The sequence below is a fragment of the Megasphaera hexanoica genome, from assembly GCF_043520715.1.
GTDB lineage: Bacteria > Bacillota > Negativicutes > Veillonellales > Megasphaeraceae > Megasphaera > Megasphaera hexanoica.
The window spans coordinates 66,466-82,111 of the sequence record NZ_CP171361.1 but is presented as its reverse complement, the minus strand read 5'-3'; the positions used below and the strand labels follow the sequence as shown (position 1 = coordinate 82,111).

Here is a 15,646-nt window from a genome sequence, read left to right as displayed (position 1 = left end):
ATACCAGTACAAGGGAGGGAATGACATTGGCAAGGCGCTGGATCATGCACGTAGATATGGATGCTTTTTATGCTTCTGTCGAACAGCGGGATAATCCGGCTCTGCGCGGCCATCCCGTCATCGTCGGGGGGCTGGGCGAACGGGGTGTCGTGGCGACGGCGTCCTATGAGGCCCGGCGGTTCGGCGTCCATTCGGCCATGAGCACCCGCCAGGCCCGGCGCCTTTGTCCGTCCGGCATATTCCTTCCCGTGCGCATGGCCCATTACCGGCGCATCTCCCATCAGATCCGCCTCATTTTATCGCACTATTCGCCCTTTATCGAACCGCTGGCGCTGGACGAAGCCTTCCTGGATGTTTCTGGCATGAATCTCCAGTACCCGGACATCGTCGATATCGGCCGGGCCGTCAAGGACGATATCCTGCGCATCACCGGCCTTGTGGCGTCGGCCGGCATCGCGCCCAATAAATTCCTGGCCAAGCTGGCGTCGGATCTGAAAAAGCCCGACGGCCTGATGTGGATTCCCTACGGCAAGGAGCAGGAAATCCTGGCCCCCCTTCCCGTTTCACGCCTCTGGGGCGTCGGCCGGGTGACGGCAGGCCAGCTGGAAAAAGCCGGGTTCCATACCATCGGCGATATCATACAGGCCGGGCCCGATGCCCTGGTCCCCATTGCCGGGCGGCAGGCACACCGCTTGTATGAACTGGCCTGTGGCAGGGACAACCGTCAGCTGGAAGTGAGCCGCCGACCCCAGTCGGTCGGCAACGAGCATACGTATGAGCACGACCTGACGAGGGAAGAAGACATTGACGAACAGTTCCGTCTCCTGGCCAATGAAGTGGCCTGGCGGCTGCGTCAGAATCACCTCATGGGCCGTACGATTACGATTAAAGTGCGGTTTTCTTCCTTTGAGACGGTGACCCGGTCCCTGACGCTGGAGACAATCGGGACCTGTTCGGAGGAACAGTTGTATTTCGCCGCCAAACGGCTCTATCATAAAAAGGGAAAAAACGGCCCCATACGGCTCCTGGGACTGTCGGTCAGCCAGCTCCAGCCCTATCAGGTGCAGAGTGATTTATTTTCTGACGACGAAGAGACGCAGGCCAAAGTCACGGAAGCCATCGACAAACTGCAGCAGCGCTTTGGCCGCAAGGCGCTCATGAAAGGATTTCTCTGGGAAATGTCCCACGATAAATAGATACAGATAAGGAGATTTACGTATGGCAGTATTTACAGTAGCAGTTCATACGGGTGATAACAATAACGGTTATATCCAGTATGATGCGGAAACAAAAAAGCTTACAGTTCATCTGAATGATGCAGAAAAGGAAAAGGAAACCTATTCGTTCCTGACGACGGTCCGTTCGTGGCACCGCTATGTCACCCTGTCCCAGTACGAAACGATCACGGCGGCGGCGACGGACAGTCTGGATACGCTGAAGCTGGCCCTGGGCTATATATGGCTGGCTCTGGGCGTGCATATCGACTGGAGCCGCCCCGTCGAAGAACTGTAATGGAAAACGACATCAGACTCATCTGAAGAGACCGTACCTTCCGGTGGATATCCCCACAGAGGTACGGTCTTTTTGTGTGCATAGGCAAATAAAAGTTATCCACAAAGTATACACACGTATTGTGCATAACTTCTGTTATCCTGTGGATATAGCCGGAGAATGCCTGTTTACAGGCCCTGACGGCGGTGGATATATTTTTCCTTTTTTTAGCCAGATTGTGGATAACTCATGGGGAACATGTGTTCAAGATAAGGGAAAAAATCGCGATAAATGCGATAACTATGCGGATTTTACATATTTTACAATCTCTCCTGATTTCTGTGTACAACCTCTGTGGATTTGTGGATAACACCATATAGAAAAAGCGGGGCATTCCCCTAAAGACATGTGTACACATGCAGGGGAATACCTCGCCAGAAGAGAATAGCAAAAGGATTTATCCACAAATTTTATCACAAACCCGGTCCGGCAGGAGCGATGCCGCTTCTTTGTCCACAATGACCGTTGCGTCGCGGTGCAGCTGGAGAATGCTGGCCGGGGCACTGGGGCTGATGCTGCCGCAGACCGTATTGTAGATGGCTTCGGCTTTATTGCGGCCATTGGCCAGGAGTACGACTTTTTTGGCCAGCATGATGGTTTTGATGCCCATGCTGATGGCGTAGCGGGGAACTTCTTCTTCCGTCTGGAAGAAGCGGGAATTGGCCTGGATGGTTTCTTCATCGAGGCGGACTTTGTGGGTCGTCGCTTCGAATTTGATGTCCGGTTCGTTGAAGCCGATGTGGGCATTCTGACCGATGCCAAGAATCTGCAGGTCGATGCCGCCTTTCGCTTCGATGAGGGCATCGTAGCGCTTGCCTTCGGCTACGATATCTTTTGCCATACCGTCGGGAATGTAAATGTTTTCCGGCTTTATGTTGATGAAATCGAAGAAATTATGATGCATGAAGTAATGATAGCTCTGGGGATTGTCCGGCGCCATGCCGATGTATTCATCCAGGTTGAATGTCGTGACCTGGGAAAAGTCGAGGCCGATCATTTCATGGACGGCAATCAGTTTTTTATACATCGACAGGGGCGTGCTGCCCGTGGCCAGGCCGAGGACGCTGTCCGGCTTGAGGTATATCTGGCCGGCCACGATTTTGGCGGCTTCTGTACTCATTTCATCATAAGAATTAGTAACGATAACACGCATCATACGTGCCTCCTTTTAGAGTATGCTTAGTGTCCGAGACGCAGCAGATTGACGGCGTCCGCTGTCCGCTGCTTATTCTTCACGGATGTTTCGGGCCGTTCTTTGACGACCTGTGTATAGATTAAATCGATGATAAATACCTGGGTCAGCTTGGTGACGATAGAGCCCGTTTCCAGCATCGTTTCCCGCGTGCGGTAAGAAATGCACAAATCGGCGCAGTCCCGGAGCTCGGAACCGCTATTGGCCGTGATGGCAATCAGGCGGGCGCCGTTCTGCTTGGCCAGGCGGGCTGCCTGGACGATTTCCTTTGAGGCGCCGGAATGGCTGATGGCGATGACGACGTCGCCCGGCTGGATGAGGGCCATGTGCAGCATGATGAGATGGCTGTTGTCCAGGCCCAGAGCCTCGATGCCGATGCGCTGGAATTTGTACGCCGAATCGTCGGCAACGAATCCGGAATTTCCCAGGCCGATGAAATACACGCGGTGTCCGCCCGTCAGCAGGCGGACCGTCTGGGCGATGACCTCTTCATCGAGGGTCTCTACGGTCTGGCGGAGCGTATCCATGCCAATGGACATGAGCTTTTTGGCCGTCGTCATGATGGATTCGTCGGCGGCGATATTGTGGCTGATGATGGTTTTCTGCTGGCTGCGCCGGGACAATTCTTCTGCCAGGCTGAGCTTGAAATGCTGCAGGCTCTGAAAGCCCATCTTGCGCACGAAGCGGGTGATGGTCGATTCGCTGATGCCGCTCTTTTTGGCCAGACTGGCGATGGGCGTCGTGCAGAACAGGTCGCCGTGGAGGCGGATGTATTCCATGAGGGTACGGTCGGATTTTGAGGGTTTGAAGCCGGGATGGTCCAGCTGTTCCAAGATATTCATAGGCGTTACTCCTGCGAAAGGGTCTGACGGAGATGATAGAGCGCTCCCAGCATGCCGGCCGTATTGCCCAGGCGGGCAAAGGCGATGCGGGTCGGTCCGTACATGGCGGGTGGCAGCTGTTGTGATACGTACTGTTCCAGGAGCGGGCGGAATACGCCTTCCTGGGCCATGATGCCGCCGCCCAGGATGACGACCTGGGGCTGCAGTACGGTAATGACATTGCCGATGGCGACGGCTATGTCACGGGATAAGGCGTCAATGGCACCGATGGCATCGGTGTCGCCGTCGGCGGCCATGGCAAATACGGCCCGGCCATCCAGTTCGTCCGGTCTGACGCCTTTGGCCGTGGCGACATCGCGGATCAAACGGGTGGCTGATGCCAGGTCGTGGAGCCGGCCGCCGGGCACACGCATATAGGCGATTTCTCCGGCACTGCAGCCGGCGCCGTGGAGAATATGGCCGTCATAGATGGCACAGCCGCCGATACTGGTGCCGATGGTCATCATAAAGGCCGACGCACAGCCCTTTCCGGCACCGAGCCAGAGTTCGCCCAGGGCGGCACAGTTGACATCGTTTTCTACGGCACAGGGAATATGGAATTCCTCTTCCAGCATTTCTTTCCATTCCGTTCCTGTATAATCGGGGATGGAATCGGCCAGGGCATAGAAAATCCGTCCTTTCTGGGGATCGACCATGCCGGCTGTAGAAAGGGCGATGCCCGACAGTGGTCCTCTTTCCTTGTACTGGCGGATCAGCCGGCGGACCGTGCGGACGATGCCCGGTCCGCCGCCTTCATGGGCGTGGGTGGGCGTGCTCTTCGTTTCTATCAGCTGGCCGTCGGCTGAAGCCAGTCCGTATTTGATGGCCGTGCCGCCAATGTCAATGCATATATACATGGGTTTCTCCTATTCTTTCATGATGAATCCTTCATAGATGCGGTTGCTGCGTACACCGGGTTTGATTTCCCCATTGAGGGAAATGATTTTATCTTTCAGGAGCACCAGCCCTTCACCGCAGGGAGCCGCAAAGGGAATCTCTCCGGCAGAGCGCCAGCTGTCGCTGCGGACGTTGTAGACGAGGATGTGGCGGTTCCAGTTGAAATCGGTGCTTTCCCTGCCAAAGTAAGCCGTTTTATAGGCAGTGAGTTCTGCGCCCGTAAGATGGGACAGATGGGCGACGGCATCGTCATAGATGGCTTTATTGAAGCCGCCGATGACCAGCATTTCGTCTTCATTCAGGCGTACGGCCCGGGCTCCCAGGAGGGAGATTCCCTGGCCGTCTATGGCGGCATCGGCGAGTTTGTGCCAGGTGTGGGTCTTCAGGTCATAGCCGTATCCGTCCGTATAGGCCGTATCGCTGCCACCGCTGAAGACGCACAGCGTCTGGCCCAGCAGCTGGGCAACGCTCTGTTCACGGGCCTTTCCGGGGAAATCGGCCAGCCGTTCCAGTGCTCCCGTTTTAAGGTCATAGGCGTAGAAATTGCGGCTCAGGCTGCCGTCTTGTTTTCCCAGTCCCAGGAAGAGGGTCTGGCCATTCCGGGCGGCAATGCCGTTCTGGAAGGTGAAGGGCAGGGTGCCGGCTGTCTGGTAGTGCAGTTTTCCCTGATCGTCGCAGGTAAGGCGTGTAATGGCTTTGGCAGCAGTCGTATCGGGGCTGCCGCCGATGTAATAGACGCCGTCAGCGGCTGTGACCGACGCGCCATAGGCTGCCGGGAAGGGCAGGACCTGATGGTCTGTTTCGATGAGGCCTTTGTCCGTCGCCTTCATGGCGTAGATATCAGGATAGGTCACTTTGGCACCACCCACTGCGGGCCCGCCGTTGGGGAAATTGGCACCGCCACCGGCGATGATATAGCCATGGCTGGTACCGGCTATCATGCCGGCAACGCCGATATTTTCTGTCTGGCCCACTGCCGGGGACAACGTACCGGCCGACTGCCAGCGGATCTGCGGGGAGCCGGTCTGTTCTGGTGCGGCAAAAGACAGGGATGTCGAGAGGGTCAGGGCCAGTACGGTTGCAGCAATTACACTTTTTTTCATCATACGATACCTCCTTGGAGATGTCAAATCAGATACGGACTTTAAAAATTCCCTTTTTGAGCGGAGCCGGTTCACCGGCAGCAATGCCGGGTTTATGGGCATCTTCGCGATAACAGATGAGAAAATCGCCGGGACGCATGAGAACGCGGGCCCGGGCCGTACCGGTCACTTCCTGATAGTCGCTGTCTTTGTGATAGGCACCGCAGGTCATGGATTCGATGAAGCCGAGGTCGATGTATTCTTCCCCTTCGCTGAGGACGTGGATATCGAGGTAGTCTTTGTGGGCTTCCCAGCTGCGCGTTTCTTCCGGTCCCGTCGTATAGGCTGCGACATTGACGAACAGGGAATCGCCGTCGATGGGATGGCTGCCCGGCGTCAGAGAAGCAAATCCGCTGCTGCGGGCCAGGTCCAGACAGCGCTGTACCGGTACCGGTAAAAAGGCATACGTTTCTTTTTGGTGGATATTTCCATATATCATACGAGTGGCTCCTTTACGATTAATCGGCTGTCGTTCCTTTCGGTGCCGTATAGTCTTTGCCCGTCAGACGGCTGACGATGGTACCGACTACCAGAGAAAGGATGATGGTGATAGCCGTATAGGACCAGAACGAGACGGAAGGGACGAAGTATTTCAGATACATGACGACGGCAGTGGAACAGATAAAGCCGACGAACGCGCCTTTGGTGTTGGCGTGTTTGCTGAAGGCTCCCAGGACGAACATGCCGGCCAGTGAGCCCAGGGCCAGGCCGATGAAGCTGTTGAACCATTCGTAGGCCGAGTGGATATCGCTGACGGCCATGACCATGGCGACGATGATGGACAGGATGCCGATGCCCAGGGAGACGAGCTTGGCGATGCGCGTCTGCTTCCGGCTGTCCAGATCCGGGTTGAGGACGGACTGGATGTCGAGGACCCAGCTGGTAGCGACGGAATTGATGCCCGTAGACAAAGTGGACTGGGAAGCGGCGTAAATAGCGGCCAGGAGGATGCCCGTAACGCCTGCCGGCAGTTCATACGTAATATAGCTGGCAAATACCAGATCCTGACGGCTGGTCATGAGCAGGTCCGGGTTCTGCTGATAGAAAACGTAGAGGCTGGTGCCGACGAGGTAAAATACAGTGGCGGCGAAAATGGACAGGACGCCGTTGCCGAGAGTCATTTTGTTCAGCTGCTTGATATCCGTCGTCGTCGTGAACCGCTGTACGATATCCTGACTGGAGACGTACGAGGCAAAGGTGGCCAGGCCGCCGCCGATGAAGACGATGAAGACACTGGTCGAAATGATATCCGGGCTCATCCATACTTCATTCTGGAACATGAATTTGTGGCCTGTCGTCAGCGTATCCATGATGGTGCCGAATCCGCCGTGGATGTCGCCGATCATGACGACCAGCGTCAGGGCGATGCCAAAGATGAGGACCATGCCCTGGATGAAGTCGGTGTAGAGGACGGCTTTCAGTCCGCCGGAATAGGAATAAATGATGGCGATGACGCCCATGACGACGATCAGGATATTGACATCGATGCCGGTCAGTTCTGCCAGGGCGATGGACGGCAGGTACATGATGATGGACATGCGGCCCAGCTGGTAGATGATGAACATGGCAGCCCCCAGGATGCGGAGGTTTTTGCTTTCAAAGCGCTTCTGCAGATAATGGTAGGCCGTGTCGATTTCCAGACGGCTGTAGATGGGCAGGAAGTACTTGATGGTCAGCGGGATGGCGATGAGCATGCCCAGCTGGGCCCACCAGAGGATCCACGATCCTTTATAGGAATTGCCCGGCAGGGACAAGAAGGAAATCGGGCTGAGAAGGGTGGCGAAGATGGAGACGCAGGTGACCCACCAGGGGATAGTGCCGTCGCCCTTGAAGAATTCCTTGCCTTTCATTTCCTTCTTGGAGAAATAGAGGCCGGCCAGCAGGACGCCTAACAGGTATAAGACTAAAACAACGGTATCGATCCAGGTAAATCCTTCGTGCATAGGGGTGTCCTCCTTTAAACTAGGTCCCGGATACAGAAAAAGCGCCAGATGTTTCCGGCGCTTATCTGCAATGGAAACGGGAGTGAGTGGAATCAGAACATTAGAAATATTTCTTATAGATTTCTTTGGCCCGTGCTACCATTTCCGGGGTATATTTCTTCATGGGTTCACGGCAGTAGCCTGCATCGACGCCGGCTTCCTGGAGGAGCAGCTTGATCGTGCCATAGAGGCCGTTGTCGAGGATGTCCGTAATGAGGTCGTTGGTGACGTGCTGTACTTCCAGTGCTTCCGTGATTTTCTGTGCTTTTGCCAGTTCAAAGATCTGACGGCCGCGGCGTCCATTGATGTTGTACGTAGAGCCGATGGCGCCATCGACGCCGAGGACCGTGGCCGGCAGGAGCATTTCGTCAAACCCGGCATAAATCAGTTTATCCGGGAAGGTCTTGCGTATGCGTTCCAGGAGATAGAAGTCAGCCTGGGTGAATTTGACGCCGACGATTTTCGGATTGGAGAAGAGTTCGCCGAACTGGCTCAGGCTCATATCAACGCCGGTCAGGAAGGGAATGGAATAGATGATCATGCGGTTATCGACGGCACCGATGATGGTGTTGTAATAGTTCTTGATTTCATCGAAGGTAAATTTATAATAGAACGGCGTGACGGCGCTGATGGCATCGTAGCCTAAGTCGGTGACGAATTTTGCCAGTTCGACCGATTCCTTCAGGTTGACCGAGCCGACCTGGGCGATGAGGGTCAGGGAATCTTTGGCTTCATCTTTGGCGATTTCAAAAATGCGTTTCTTTTCGTCCGTAGACAGCATGAAGTTTTCTCCCGTGCTGCCGCCTACATACAGGCCGTCCATGTGGTTGACGTCGATGTTGTAGCGGATAATCTGGCGCAGGCCTTTTTCATTGATATTTCCCTGTTCATCAAAGGAAACGAGCAGTGCGGAAAACAATCCTTTTAAATCTCTCTGTGACATAATGCATCCTCCTCGGTAGTGCGTGTAATATAGGTTTATATATGATTTACTTTAAAATATCGACAAATTTTTTGGCAATCAGCTGGGGACGGGTAATAGCCGAGCCGACGATGGCACCGTAGGCGCCGCATTCGTAGACCCGTCGGAGGTCTTCCGGCGTGTTGATGCGGCCTTCGGCAAAGACGGGGATGGAAAGCTGGCCGGCCATGCGGGCGACGAGGCCGTAGTCCGGGCCTTCGAAGGACGGCGTATAGGGCGTGTAGCCGGACATGGTGGTAGATACGCAGTCAAAGCCGATCTTTTCTGCGTTCAGGCCTTCGGCGTCGTTGGAGATATCGGCCAGGGCCAGGCGGCCTCCGGCGTGTATCTGGTCTACCAGATCGGCCAGTTTTTCATCTCCCGGGCGCTTGCGCAGCGTTGCGTCGAGGGCGATGATTTCACAGGACGTATCGAGCAGTTCGGCAATTTCCTGATGGGTCGGGGTGATGTAGATTTCTGAATCGTCAAAGTTCCGTTTGATGAGGCCGATGACCGGCAGTCCCGTCACTTTTTTGATTTCCCGGATATCGTCGGTGCTCTGGGCCCGGATACCGACGGCACCAGCCTGTTTGGCAGCCAGAGCCATGCGGCCCATGATGAATGAGCTGTGGAGCGGTTCGTCGGGCAGAGCCTGGCATGAAATGATGAGTTTTCCTTTAAATTGTTCCAGCATGTTGTTCCTCCTTGCTATGACAGTCCTATAGTGTCTGCTGAACAGATAGTTTATGAAATTTGTTACACCAGAAGTATAGCATCAGACTGTCAAAAATGCAATAATATTTCATATAAAAATATTCTAGCTATCAATTTATGAAATTTATTTTCTTTAAAATAAAAAGGTGATACAATAGAGATGACAAGTATGGGCCATATGATATACTGTAACAAGGTATGCAGATGACCCGTATCTGCCATAGTAATAGTATAGGAGTGAATGCGATGAAAGCGATTATAGATGGGATGATCGTCCTGCCCGATGCAATCGTAGGCGGACATATTTTGTTGTACGAAGGGGACACGATTGCCGATATCGTACCCCGTAAGGGATTTCACCTGGGCATGTGCACCGACCTCATTGATGCCAACGGCGGCTTTGTCGTGCCGGGTTTCATCAATGAACATATCCACGGCTGTGCCGGTGCCGACACAATGGATGAAAATGAGGAAGCCCTGGCGACGATTCAGTCGGTGCTGCCGAAGACGGGAGTGACGTCATTCCTTCCGACGACCATGACCTACGACCGGCCCCGCATCGAACGGGCCCTCGACCGTATCCGCAGGGCGAAGAAGAACCGCGGTGCCCGGATCCTGGGAGCCCATATGGAAGGACCGTTCATCAGTACGGCTTACAAAGGGGCCCAGAAGGAATCGAATATAGCCCGGGCTGATTTTTCCTGGATTGAACCGTATGAAGACGTGGTAAAAATCATCACCCTGGCACCGGAAACGCTAAAGGACAAGACGTTCCTGAAAGAGTGTGCCGATCATCATATCATCGTCTCCGTCGGCCACAGCGGCGCGACATATGAACAGGTCATGGACTGCATGGAAAAGTGCCAGTTCTACCACGTTACCCACATGTATAATGCCATGACGCCTCTCCACCACCGCCGGCCGGGCATCGTCGGGGCCGCCCTGCTGGACCCGAAAGCCCACTGCGAGCTCATCTGCGATAATCTCCACGTCCATCCGGCGGCACAGAAGCTGGTGTACCGCATGAAAGGCCGGGATGGTATTATCCTCATCACCGATTCGCTGCGGGCCTGCCTGCTTCCCGACGGAGAATCAGAACTGGGCGGCCAGAAAGTATTCGTGAAAAACGGCGAAGCCCGTCTGGAAGATGGCACCCTGGCCGGCAGTATTGCCGCTATGAATCAGGTCGTCCTGAATTTCCTGGTCAATAGTGGTGCCCCCCTTCCCGAAGCCGTGGCCATGGCGACAGTGAACCCTGCAAAGGATCTGGGCGTATACGACCGGATCGGGTCTCTGGAAAAGGGCAAACTGGCCGATATAGCGATTCTGGATAGTACGGATTTCCACGTCAAACAGACGCTGGTAGGTGGCGAACTAGTATACAATGAAGAACAAGAACAGGCACAGTAAATTCATATATAGTATCATCGTCTTACTCGTCATAGTAGTCCTAGGAGCTGCCGCATGGATTTGGCAGAGCCGTTCCCGTACGGATGGAACGGCGGCAGCGTCGGGCCGGACGGGGACTGTATCGACTCTGGATGGACAGGCAAGGGACAAGGTCCGGTCCATGAGCCCCCAGCAGCGGGTGGGACAGCTCATGATGATCGGTATCCAGGGGACGACGGTCGATCAGGATGCGGCCTACCAGATCGCCCAGTACCACATGGGAAATGTCATCCTCTTTGACCGCAATATGCAGTCGACGCAGCAGGTAAAAGACCTGAATGCGGCCCTGGCACGGCAGATACGCCGGCAGAGCCAGGATATACCTCCCTTTATTGCCGTCGATCAGGAAGGAGGATTTGTCCTGCGCATGCGCGAGGCCTTTCCCCGCGTGCCCAGTGAACAGCAGCTGGGAGAAAATGACGACCCCGCAGCGGCCCGGACATGGGCCCTGACGACGGGGAAAAAGCTGAAGGAACTGGGATTTAATCTGAATTTTGCCCCCGTCGTCGATCTCGGTTCTGCGTCAGAACGGTCGTACAGCAGCGATCCTGCCGTCGTCACCTCCTTTGCCCTGCAGGCTGTACAAGGCTATGAAGAGGCGAAGATCTGGTGTTCTCTCAAACACTTTCCCGGTATCGGAAAGGTCCGGACCGATCCCCATCTCGACGGAGACCAGGTCGCTGCCAGCCGGGAAGAACTGTTGGCAGCTGATATGAAGCCTTTTTCTGACCTCATCAGACAGGTACCCCACGATAAGATGTTCATCATGGTGTCCAACGTCACCTTTCCGGCCCTCGATCCACAACTTCCGGCCTGTGTATCCCAGCCGGTCATGACGGGCCTGCTGCGCCAGCAGTTCGGCTATGAAGGCCTCATCCTGTCTGATGACATGGAAATGGGAGCTATGGCCAAACACTATGCCTTCTCCGACATGGGCGTCATGGCCATCCGGGCCGGTGCCGACATCGTCCTCGTCTGCCACGACTATGGACATGAACAGGAAACCTATACCGGCCTGTTGAAAGCCTATGAAAACGACGAATCGTTCCGCAAGCTCGTCGATGAAAAAGTGACGCGCATTGTCCGCACCAAACTGGCCGGTCAGGCTGCCGGATACCTGTAATTCCCAGACTGTACAGGCTGACAGACAATACGATATATGAGAAACGGTACCATGGAGTGGCTGCCCCGGCGGCCGCTCTGTTTTTTTGCCGCCGCGGGATAATTGACAGAAATTATACAGAAAAATGACATGACTTATAACATAGACCTCGTATAATGACCATGCGATACATAAGAAACAGTAAAGCCAGGTCATGCTGCAAGAGCGCATGAAATCAGGAGGTCATGGTATGAAAAAGACATGGTTAAAACGTGCAATTCTTTCGATGATGGTCTGCGGTTCTGCTTTCGGGATCATTCCCGGCGTGCAGGCGGCAAACGTACGCATTCTGCCCGTAGATAACGCCAAATTTCTGGCAGGGGCCAAGTTTGATTTTGATGTAGAAGTCAGTCAGGCTAAAAACCTGAAAAACGTGGACATCACCATCAACAACCAGCCGGCAGATAAATTCTTCGGAAAAGATCTGAAGGCGGCGAATCTGGACAACGGGGTTATTTCCTATCGTGTAAACAACGTGGATTTCCCCAAAGCCGGAAACTACACGGTACAGGCTTCGGCAACGGATGATACGGGCCGTAATGTCAGCAATGCCCGCTATACGGTCGTTCAGGAAAAGGCCCAGAAACAGGCTAAAAATGTCATCCTCTTTGTCGGTGACGGCATGTCGCTGCAGGCCCGTGAAATGGCACGTATTATCTCCAAAGGCATGACCAATGGGAAATATAATGACTTGCTGGCCATGGAAAAAATGCCGCATAACTGCCTGATTACGACGAGCGGCTACGATTCCCTGACGACAGACAGTGCCAACTCGGCATCGGCTTATGCGACGGGACATAAATCGGTAGTCAATGCCATGGGTGTCTATGAAGATTCGACAAAAGATCCCTTCGACGATCCCCGTGTGGAAAATATCAGTGAAATCGTAAAACGCAGCCGTGGCATGTCCGTCGGCATCATTACCCAGGCTGAATCGACCGATGCTACGCCGGCTGCCATGGTCGGCCATACGCGGCGCCGGGCCAACCAGGACTACCTGGCTTCAGAATATCTGGAAGATTACCATCGCCCGGATGTCATCATGGGTGGCGGTTCCAGCCGGTATATCCCACAGACGGAAAAAGGATCGAAACGTCACGATAACCAGAATGTCATCCAGGAATTCAAAGATAAGGGCTATACTTTCGTCACGACATCGAAAGAAATGATGGCAGCGCCTTCCAACAAACCGCTCCTGGGATTATTCAAGCCGGGAACGATGAATGTCTATATCGATCGGGAAATGCTTAAAAATCCTGAAGTATTAGGGAAATATACGGATCAGCCAAATCTGGTCAATATGACGAAAAAGTCTCTCGACATCCTCAGTCAGAATCCGAAAGGTTTCTTCGCCATGATCGAAGGCGCATCGATTGATAAACAACTCCACGCCATGGACTGGCAGCGTGCCACGTACGATACGATTGAATTTGATAAGGCCATCGAATATGCCCAGAAATGGAATAAAGAACATGGTAATAATACGCTGATCATCGTCGTAGCCGACCATGCCCACGGCGCATCCATCACCGGTACCTATCATGAACGGGATGGAAAGAAAGGTCTGGCGGCCGTCCGCACCTATGCCGATTCTATCTTCCCGACATTCAAGGATGCTGACCACGATGGATTCCCGGACAATCCCGATCCCGATGTAACCCTGGCCGTCCAGTATGCCAACCATCCGGCTTATTATGAAAATTTCCACTTCCAGCAGAAACCGACGGCGCCGACGATTACGGAAAAAGTCACCAAGCAGGAAGCTCAGCAGATTGGTGACAAGACGGAATACCATCAGGTATCGACAGTCGTTGCCAAAGCTAACCCGGCCCGTCATCATGACGGTGATCCCGTCGAACTCATCCCGGCCAATATTCCCGATACCATCGGCGATGAATGCCATGCAGCCGACGATGTGCCGCTGAATGCAGAAGGCCCCGGCTCGGAATACTTTAACGGTGTCATGGATAATACGGAAGTCTTCTTCGGTATTATGCGTGCCCTGGGCATTGATGCCACAAAAAATGTGAAATAATCGTCCCCTTATATCGACAAGATAAAAACGACGGCCCCATGAAGTACGAATGGCTTCATAGGGTCGTCGTTTCTGTAGGGAGGATTTCCGGCTTTTTAGGTGAATAAACATACAAACAGCGTAAAACGATTAACCATAACCTATGAGAATAGAAAATAGAAAACATGATAAACAATCAGAATAATAATCCTTGACAGGGAGAGAAAACGCCTTATAATGTTGCCATGCAAGTCAAACAGACATGCAGACCAATACAACAACCCATATATACGATGAGCGAGAGCAAAAAGTGTGGCGTCTACTTTTTCAGAGAGTCCGTGGCTGGTGTGAACGGATAAAGCCGTCAGGCGAATATATCACTCGTGAGTACTTTTCCTGAATTAAGTAAGGGAAAGCGGATATCCCGTTATCGATACACCAAAGTATAATGCAGGGTGGTACCGCGTACAGACGCCCCTGTTTCGGCCGGAACCGGTGGAAACAGGGGGTGTTTTTTATATGGGAATAAGAAGAGGAGAGTGGAGTAATCATGAAACACACATTGTTAAAACAAATCGTTGTTGCAGGACTGGCTGTCATGACGGCCGTATCCATCGCCGGCTGTGGGGGCAGCAAAGACGGGGACAGTAACGGTAAATCAGCCAAAATCGGATTTATCACGGCCTATACCGGTCCGGGTGCTGCTTATGGACAGGCCATGAAAGAAGGGGTGGATCTGGCTGTAGAAGAAATCAATAAAGATCCTAATACGAAAGTAAAGATAGACCTTAAGACCTACGATACTAAGCTGGATAAGACAGAAGCCATCAATGCGACGAAGAAAGCAATCGAACAGGACAAGGTCCTGGCTATCGAAGGACCTATGACGACCGGTGAAATTATGGCATCCGGCCCGATTGCCCAACAGGACAAGGTCGTCTGCTTTACTACCGGTGGGACCGGACCGGATGTCACCAACATTGGCGATTATATTTTCCGCAACGCCATCCCGGGCAAACTGGCTATTCCCCAGACGGTAAAGAAAGCACAGCAGAAATTGGGCTTCAAGAAAGTGGCTCTGTTATATTCCAACAATAACGACCAGATGGTTGGTGAAAGCAAGATTTATCAGCAGGTCTTTGCCGATGACGGTATCGAAGTCGTCGATACGGAAACCTTTGCCGATAAAGATACGGATTTCTCGGCACAGCTGACAAAAATCCAGGCTGCCAATCCTGATGTCATCGCCGTGGCCGGCCTCTATCAGGAAGGCGCTCTCATTGCCAAGAAAGCCCGTGAAATGGGGATGAACCAGCCGATTATCGGCAACAACGGATTCAACAGCCCGGAATATATCAAACAGGCCGGTGCCGCTGCCGATGGTACGATGGTAGCTACGCCGTGGAACCCGGAACGGCAGAGTGAAAAAGCTCAGAATTTCCGTAAAGCCTTCGTTGCTAAATACGGACATGAACCGGATCAGTTTGCTGCCCAGGCTTATGATGCCATGTACATTATCCACGAAGCCGTCGAAAAATCGGGTACGACGACGAACCGCAAGAAGTTCCGTGATGCTCTGGCCCAGATTACGAACTTTGAAGGTGCAACTGGAGTATTTTCTTTTGATGATCACCGTGATCCGTCTATGGATCTTGACGTACTGGTCATCAAAGACGGGAAATGGACACCGTTACAGTAATC

The 15,646-nt window shown here is 53.4% G+C and carries 14 protein-coding genes and 1 other annotated feature; of the genes, 6 read left to right on the top strand and 8 right to left on the bottom strand.

Going from position 1 to position 15,646, the window contains the following annotated elements; translation table 11 throughout:
- The first annotated feature begins 26 nt into the window (after nucleotides 1-26).
- The gene (locus ACGTIC_RS00400; protein ID WP_075581629.1) at nucleotides 27-1,196 is read left to right on the top strand and encodes a DNA polymerase IV; all 1,170 of its coding nucleotides are present in this window, start codon (nucleotides 27-29) and stop codon (nucleotides 1,194-1,196) included.
- A gap of 22 nt (nucleotides 1,197-1,218) precedes the next feature.
- Nucleotides 1,219-1,512 carry a hypothetical protein gene (locus ACGTIC_RS00395; RefSeq protein ID WP_113856415.1) on the top strand — a complete coding sequence of 98 codons (294 nt, stop codon included), beginning with the start codon at nucleotides 1,219-1,221 and terminating at the stop codon, nucleotides 1,510-1,512.
- A gap of 436 nt (nucleotides 1,513-1,948) precedes the next feature.
- Here the strand turns inward: ACGTIC_RS00395 and nagB are convergent, their stop codons facing one another.
- From nagB to ACGTIC_RS00355, 8 genes are all read right to left on the bottom strand, one after another.
- Nucleotides 1,949-2,707 (bottom strand): glucosamine-6-phosphate deaminase, encoded by a 759-nt coding sequence (gene nagB, locus ACGTIC_RS00390; protein ID WP_200817489.1) that lies wholly within the window; start codon nucleotides 2,705-2,707, stop codon nucleotides 1,949-1,951.
- A 23-nt stretch (nucleotides 2,708-2,730) separates the two neighbouring features.
- On the bottom strand, nucleotides 2,731-3,585 hold the full coding sequence (locus ACGTIC_RS00385; RefSeq protein ID WP_059076496.1) for a MurR/RpiR family transcriptional regulator: 855 nt from the start codon (nucleotides 3,583-3,585) through the stop codon (nucleotides 2,731-2,733).
- 5 nt (nucleotides 3,586-3,590) lie between these two features.
- On the bottom strand, nucleotides 3,591-4,481 hold the full coding sequence (locus ACGTIC_RS00380; RefSeq protein WP_059076497.1) for an ROK family protein: 891 nt from the start codon (nucleotides 4,479-4,481) through the stop codon (nucleotides 3,591-3,593).
- A 9-nt stretch (nucleotides 4,482-4,490) separates the two neighbouring features.
- Nucleotides 4,491-5,627 carry a cyclically-permuted mutarotase family protein gene (locus ACGTIC_RS00375; RefSeq protein WP_200817490.1) on the bottom strand — a complete coding sequence of 379 codons (1,137 nt, stop codon included), beginning with the start codon at nucleotides 5,625-5,627 and terminating at the stop codon, nucleotides 4,491-4,493.
- 25 nt (nucleotides 5,628-5,652) lie between these two features.
- The gene (locus ACGTIC_RS00370; RefSeq protein WP_059076498.1) at nucleotides 5,653-6,102 is read right to left on the bottom strand and encodes a YhcH/YjgK/YiaL family protein; all 450 of its coding nucleotides are present in this window, start codon (nucleotides 6,100-6,102) and stop codon (nucleotides 5,653-5,655) included.
- Between the two features lie 19 nt (nucleotides 6,103-6,121).
- Entirely contained in the window at nucleotides 6,122-7,606 is a 1,485-nt protein-coding gene (locus ACGTIC_RS00365; protein ID WP_113856414.1) for a sodium:solute symporter, read from the bottom strand.
- A gap of 100 nt (nucleotides 7,607-7,706) precedes the next feature.
- Nucleotides 7,707-8,588 (bottom strand): N-acetylneuraminate lyase, encoded by an 882-nt coding sequence (locus ACGTIC_RS00360; protein WP_059076500.1) that lies wholly within the window; start codon nucleotides 8,586-8,588, stop codon nucleotides 7,707-7,709.
- 46 nt (nucleotides 8,589-8,634) lie between these two features.
- Entirely contained in the window at nucleotides 8,635-9,300 is a 666-nt protein-coding gene (locus ACGTIC_RS00355; RefSeq protein WP_059076501.1) for an N-acetylmannosamine-6-phosphate 2-epimerase, read from the bottom strand.
- Between the two features lie 266 nt (nucleotides 9,301-9,566).
- On the opposite strand from ACGTIC_RS00355, the gene nagA reads away from it, so the two are divergent.
- The 4 genes from nagA (at nucleotide 9,567) to ACGTIC_RS00335 (ending at nucleotide 15,644) form a co-directional block, all read left to right on the top strand.
- Nucleotides 9,567-10,730: an N-acetylglucosamine-6-phosphate deacetylase gene (gene nagA / locus ACGTIC_RS00350; protein ID WP_113856413.1), complete on the top strand. Its 1,164-nt coding sequence runs from the start codon at nucleotides 9,567-9,569 to the stop codon at nucleotides 10,728-10,730.
- Nucleotides 10,705-11,892, top strand: coding sequence for a glycoside hydrolase family 3 N-terminal domain-containing protein (locus tag ACGTIC_RS00345; protein WP_113856412.1), 1,188 nt, complete (start codon nucleotides 10,705-10,707; stop codon nucleotides 11,890-11,892). The genes nagA and ACGTIC_RS00345 overlap by 26 nt, the downstream gene beginning before the upstream one ends.
- Before the next feature lie 229 nt (nucleotides 11,893-12,121).
- A complete protein-coding gene (locus tag ACGTIC_RS00340; protein WP_257536572.1) occupies nucleotides 12,122-13,966 on the top strand; it encodes an alkaline phosphatase in 1,845 nt (614 codons plus the stop codon).
- Between the two features lie 263 nt (nucleotides 13,967-14,229).
- Nucleotides 14,230-14,427, top strand: a binding site (T-box leader).
- Between the two features lie 68 nt (nucleotides 14,428-14,495).
- The gene (locus ACGTIC_RS00335; RefSeq protein WP_113856411.1) at nucleotides 14,496-15,644 is read left to right on the top strand and encodes an ABC transporter substrate-binding protein; all 1,149 of its coding nucleotides are present in this window, start codon (nucleotides 14,496-14,498) and stop codon (nucleotides 15,642-15,644) included.
- The last annotated feature ends 2 nt before the right edge of the window (nucleotides 15,645-15,646 follow it).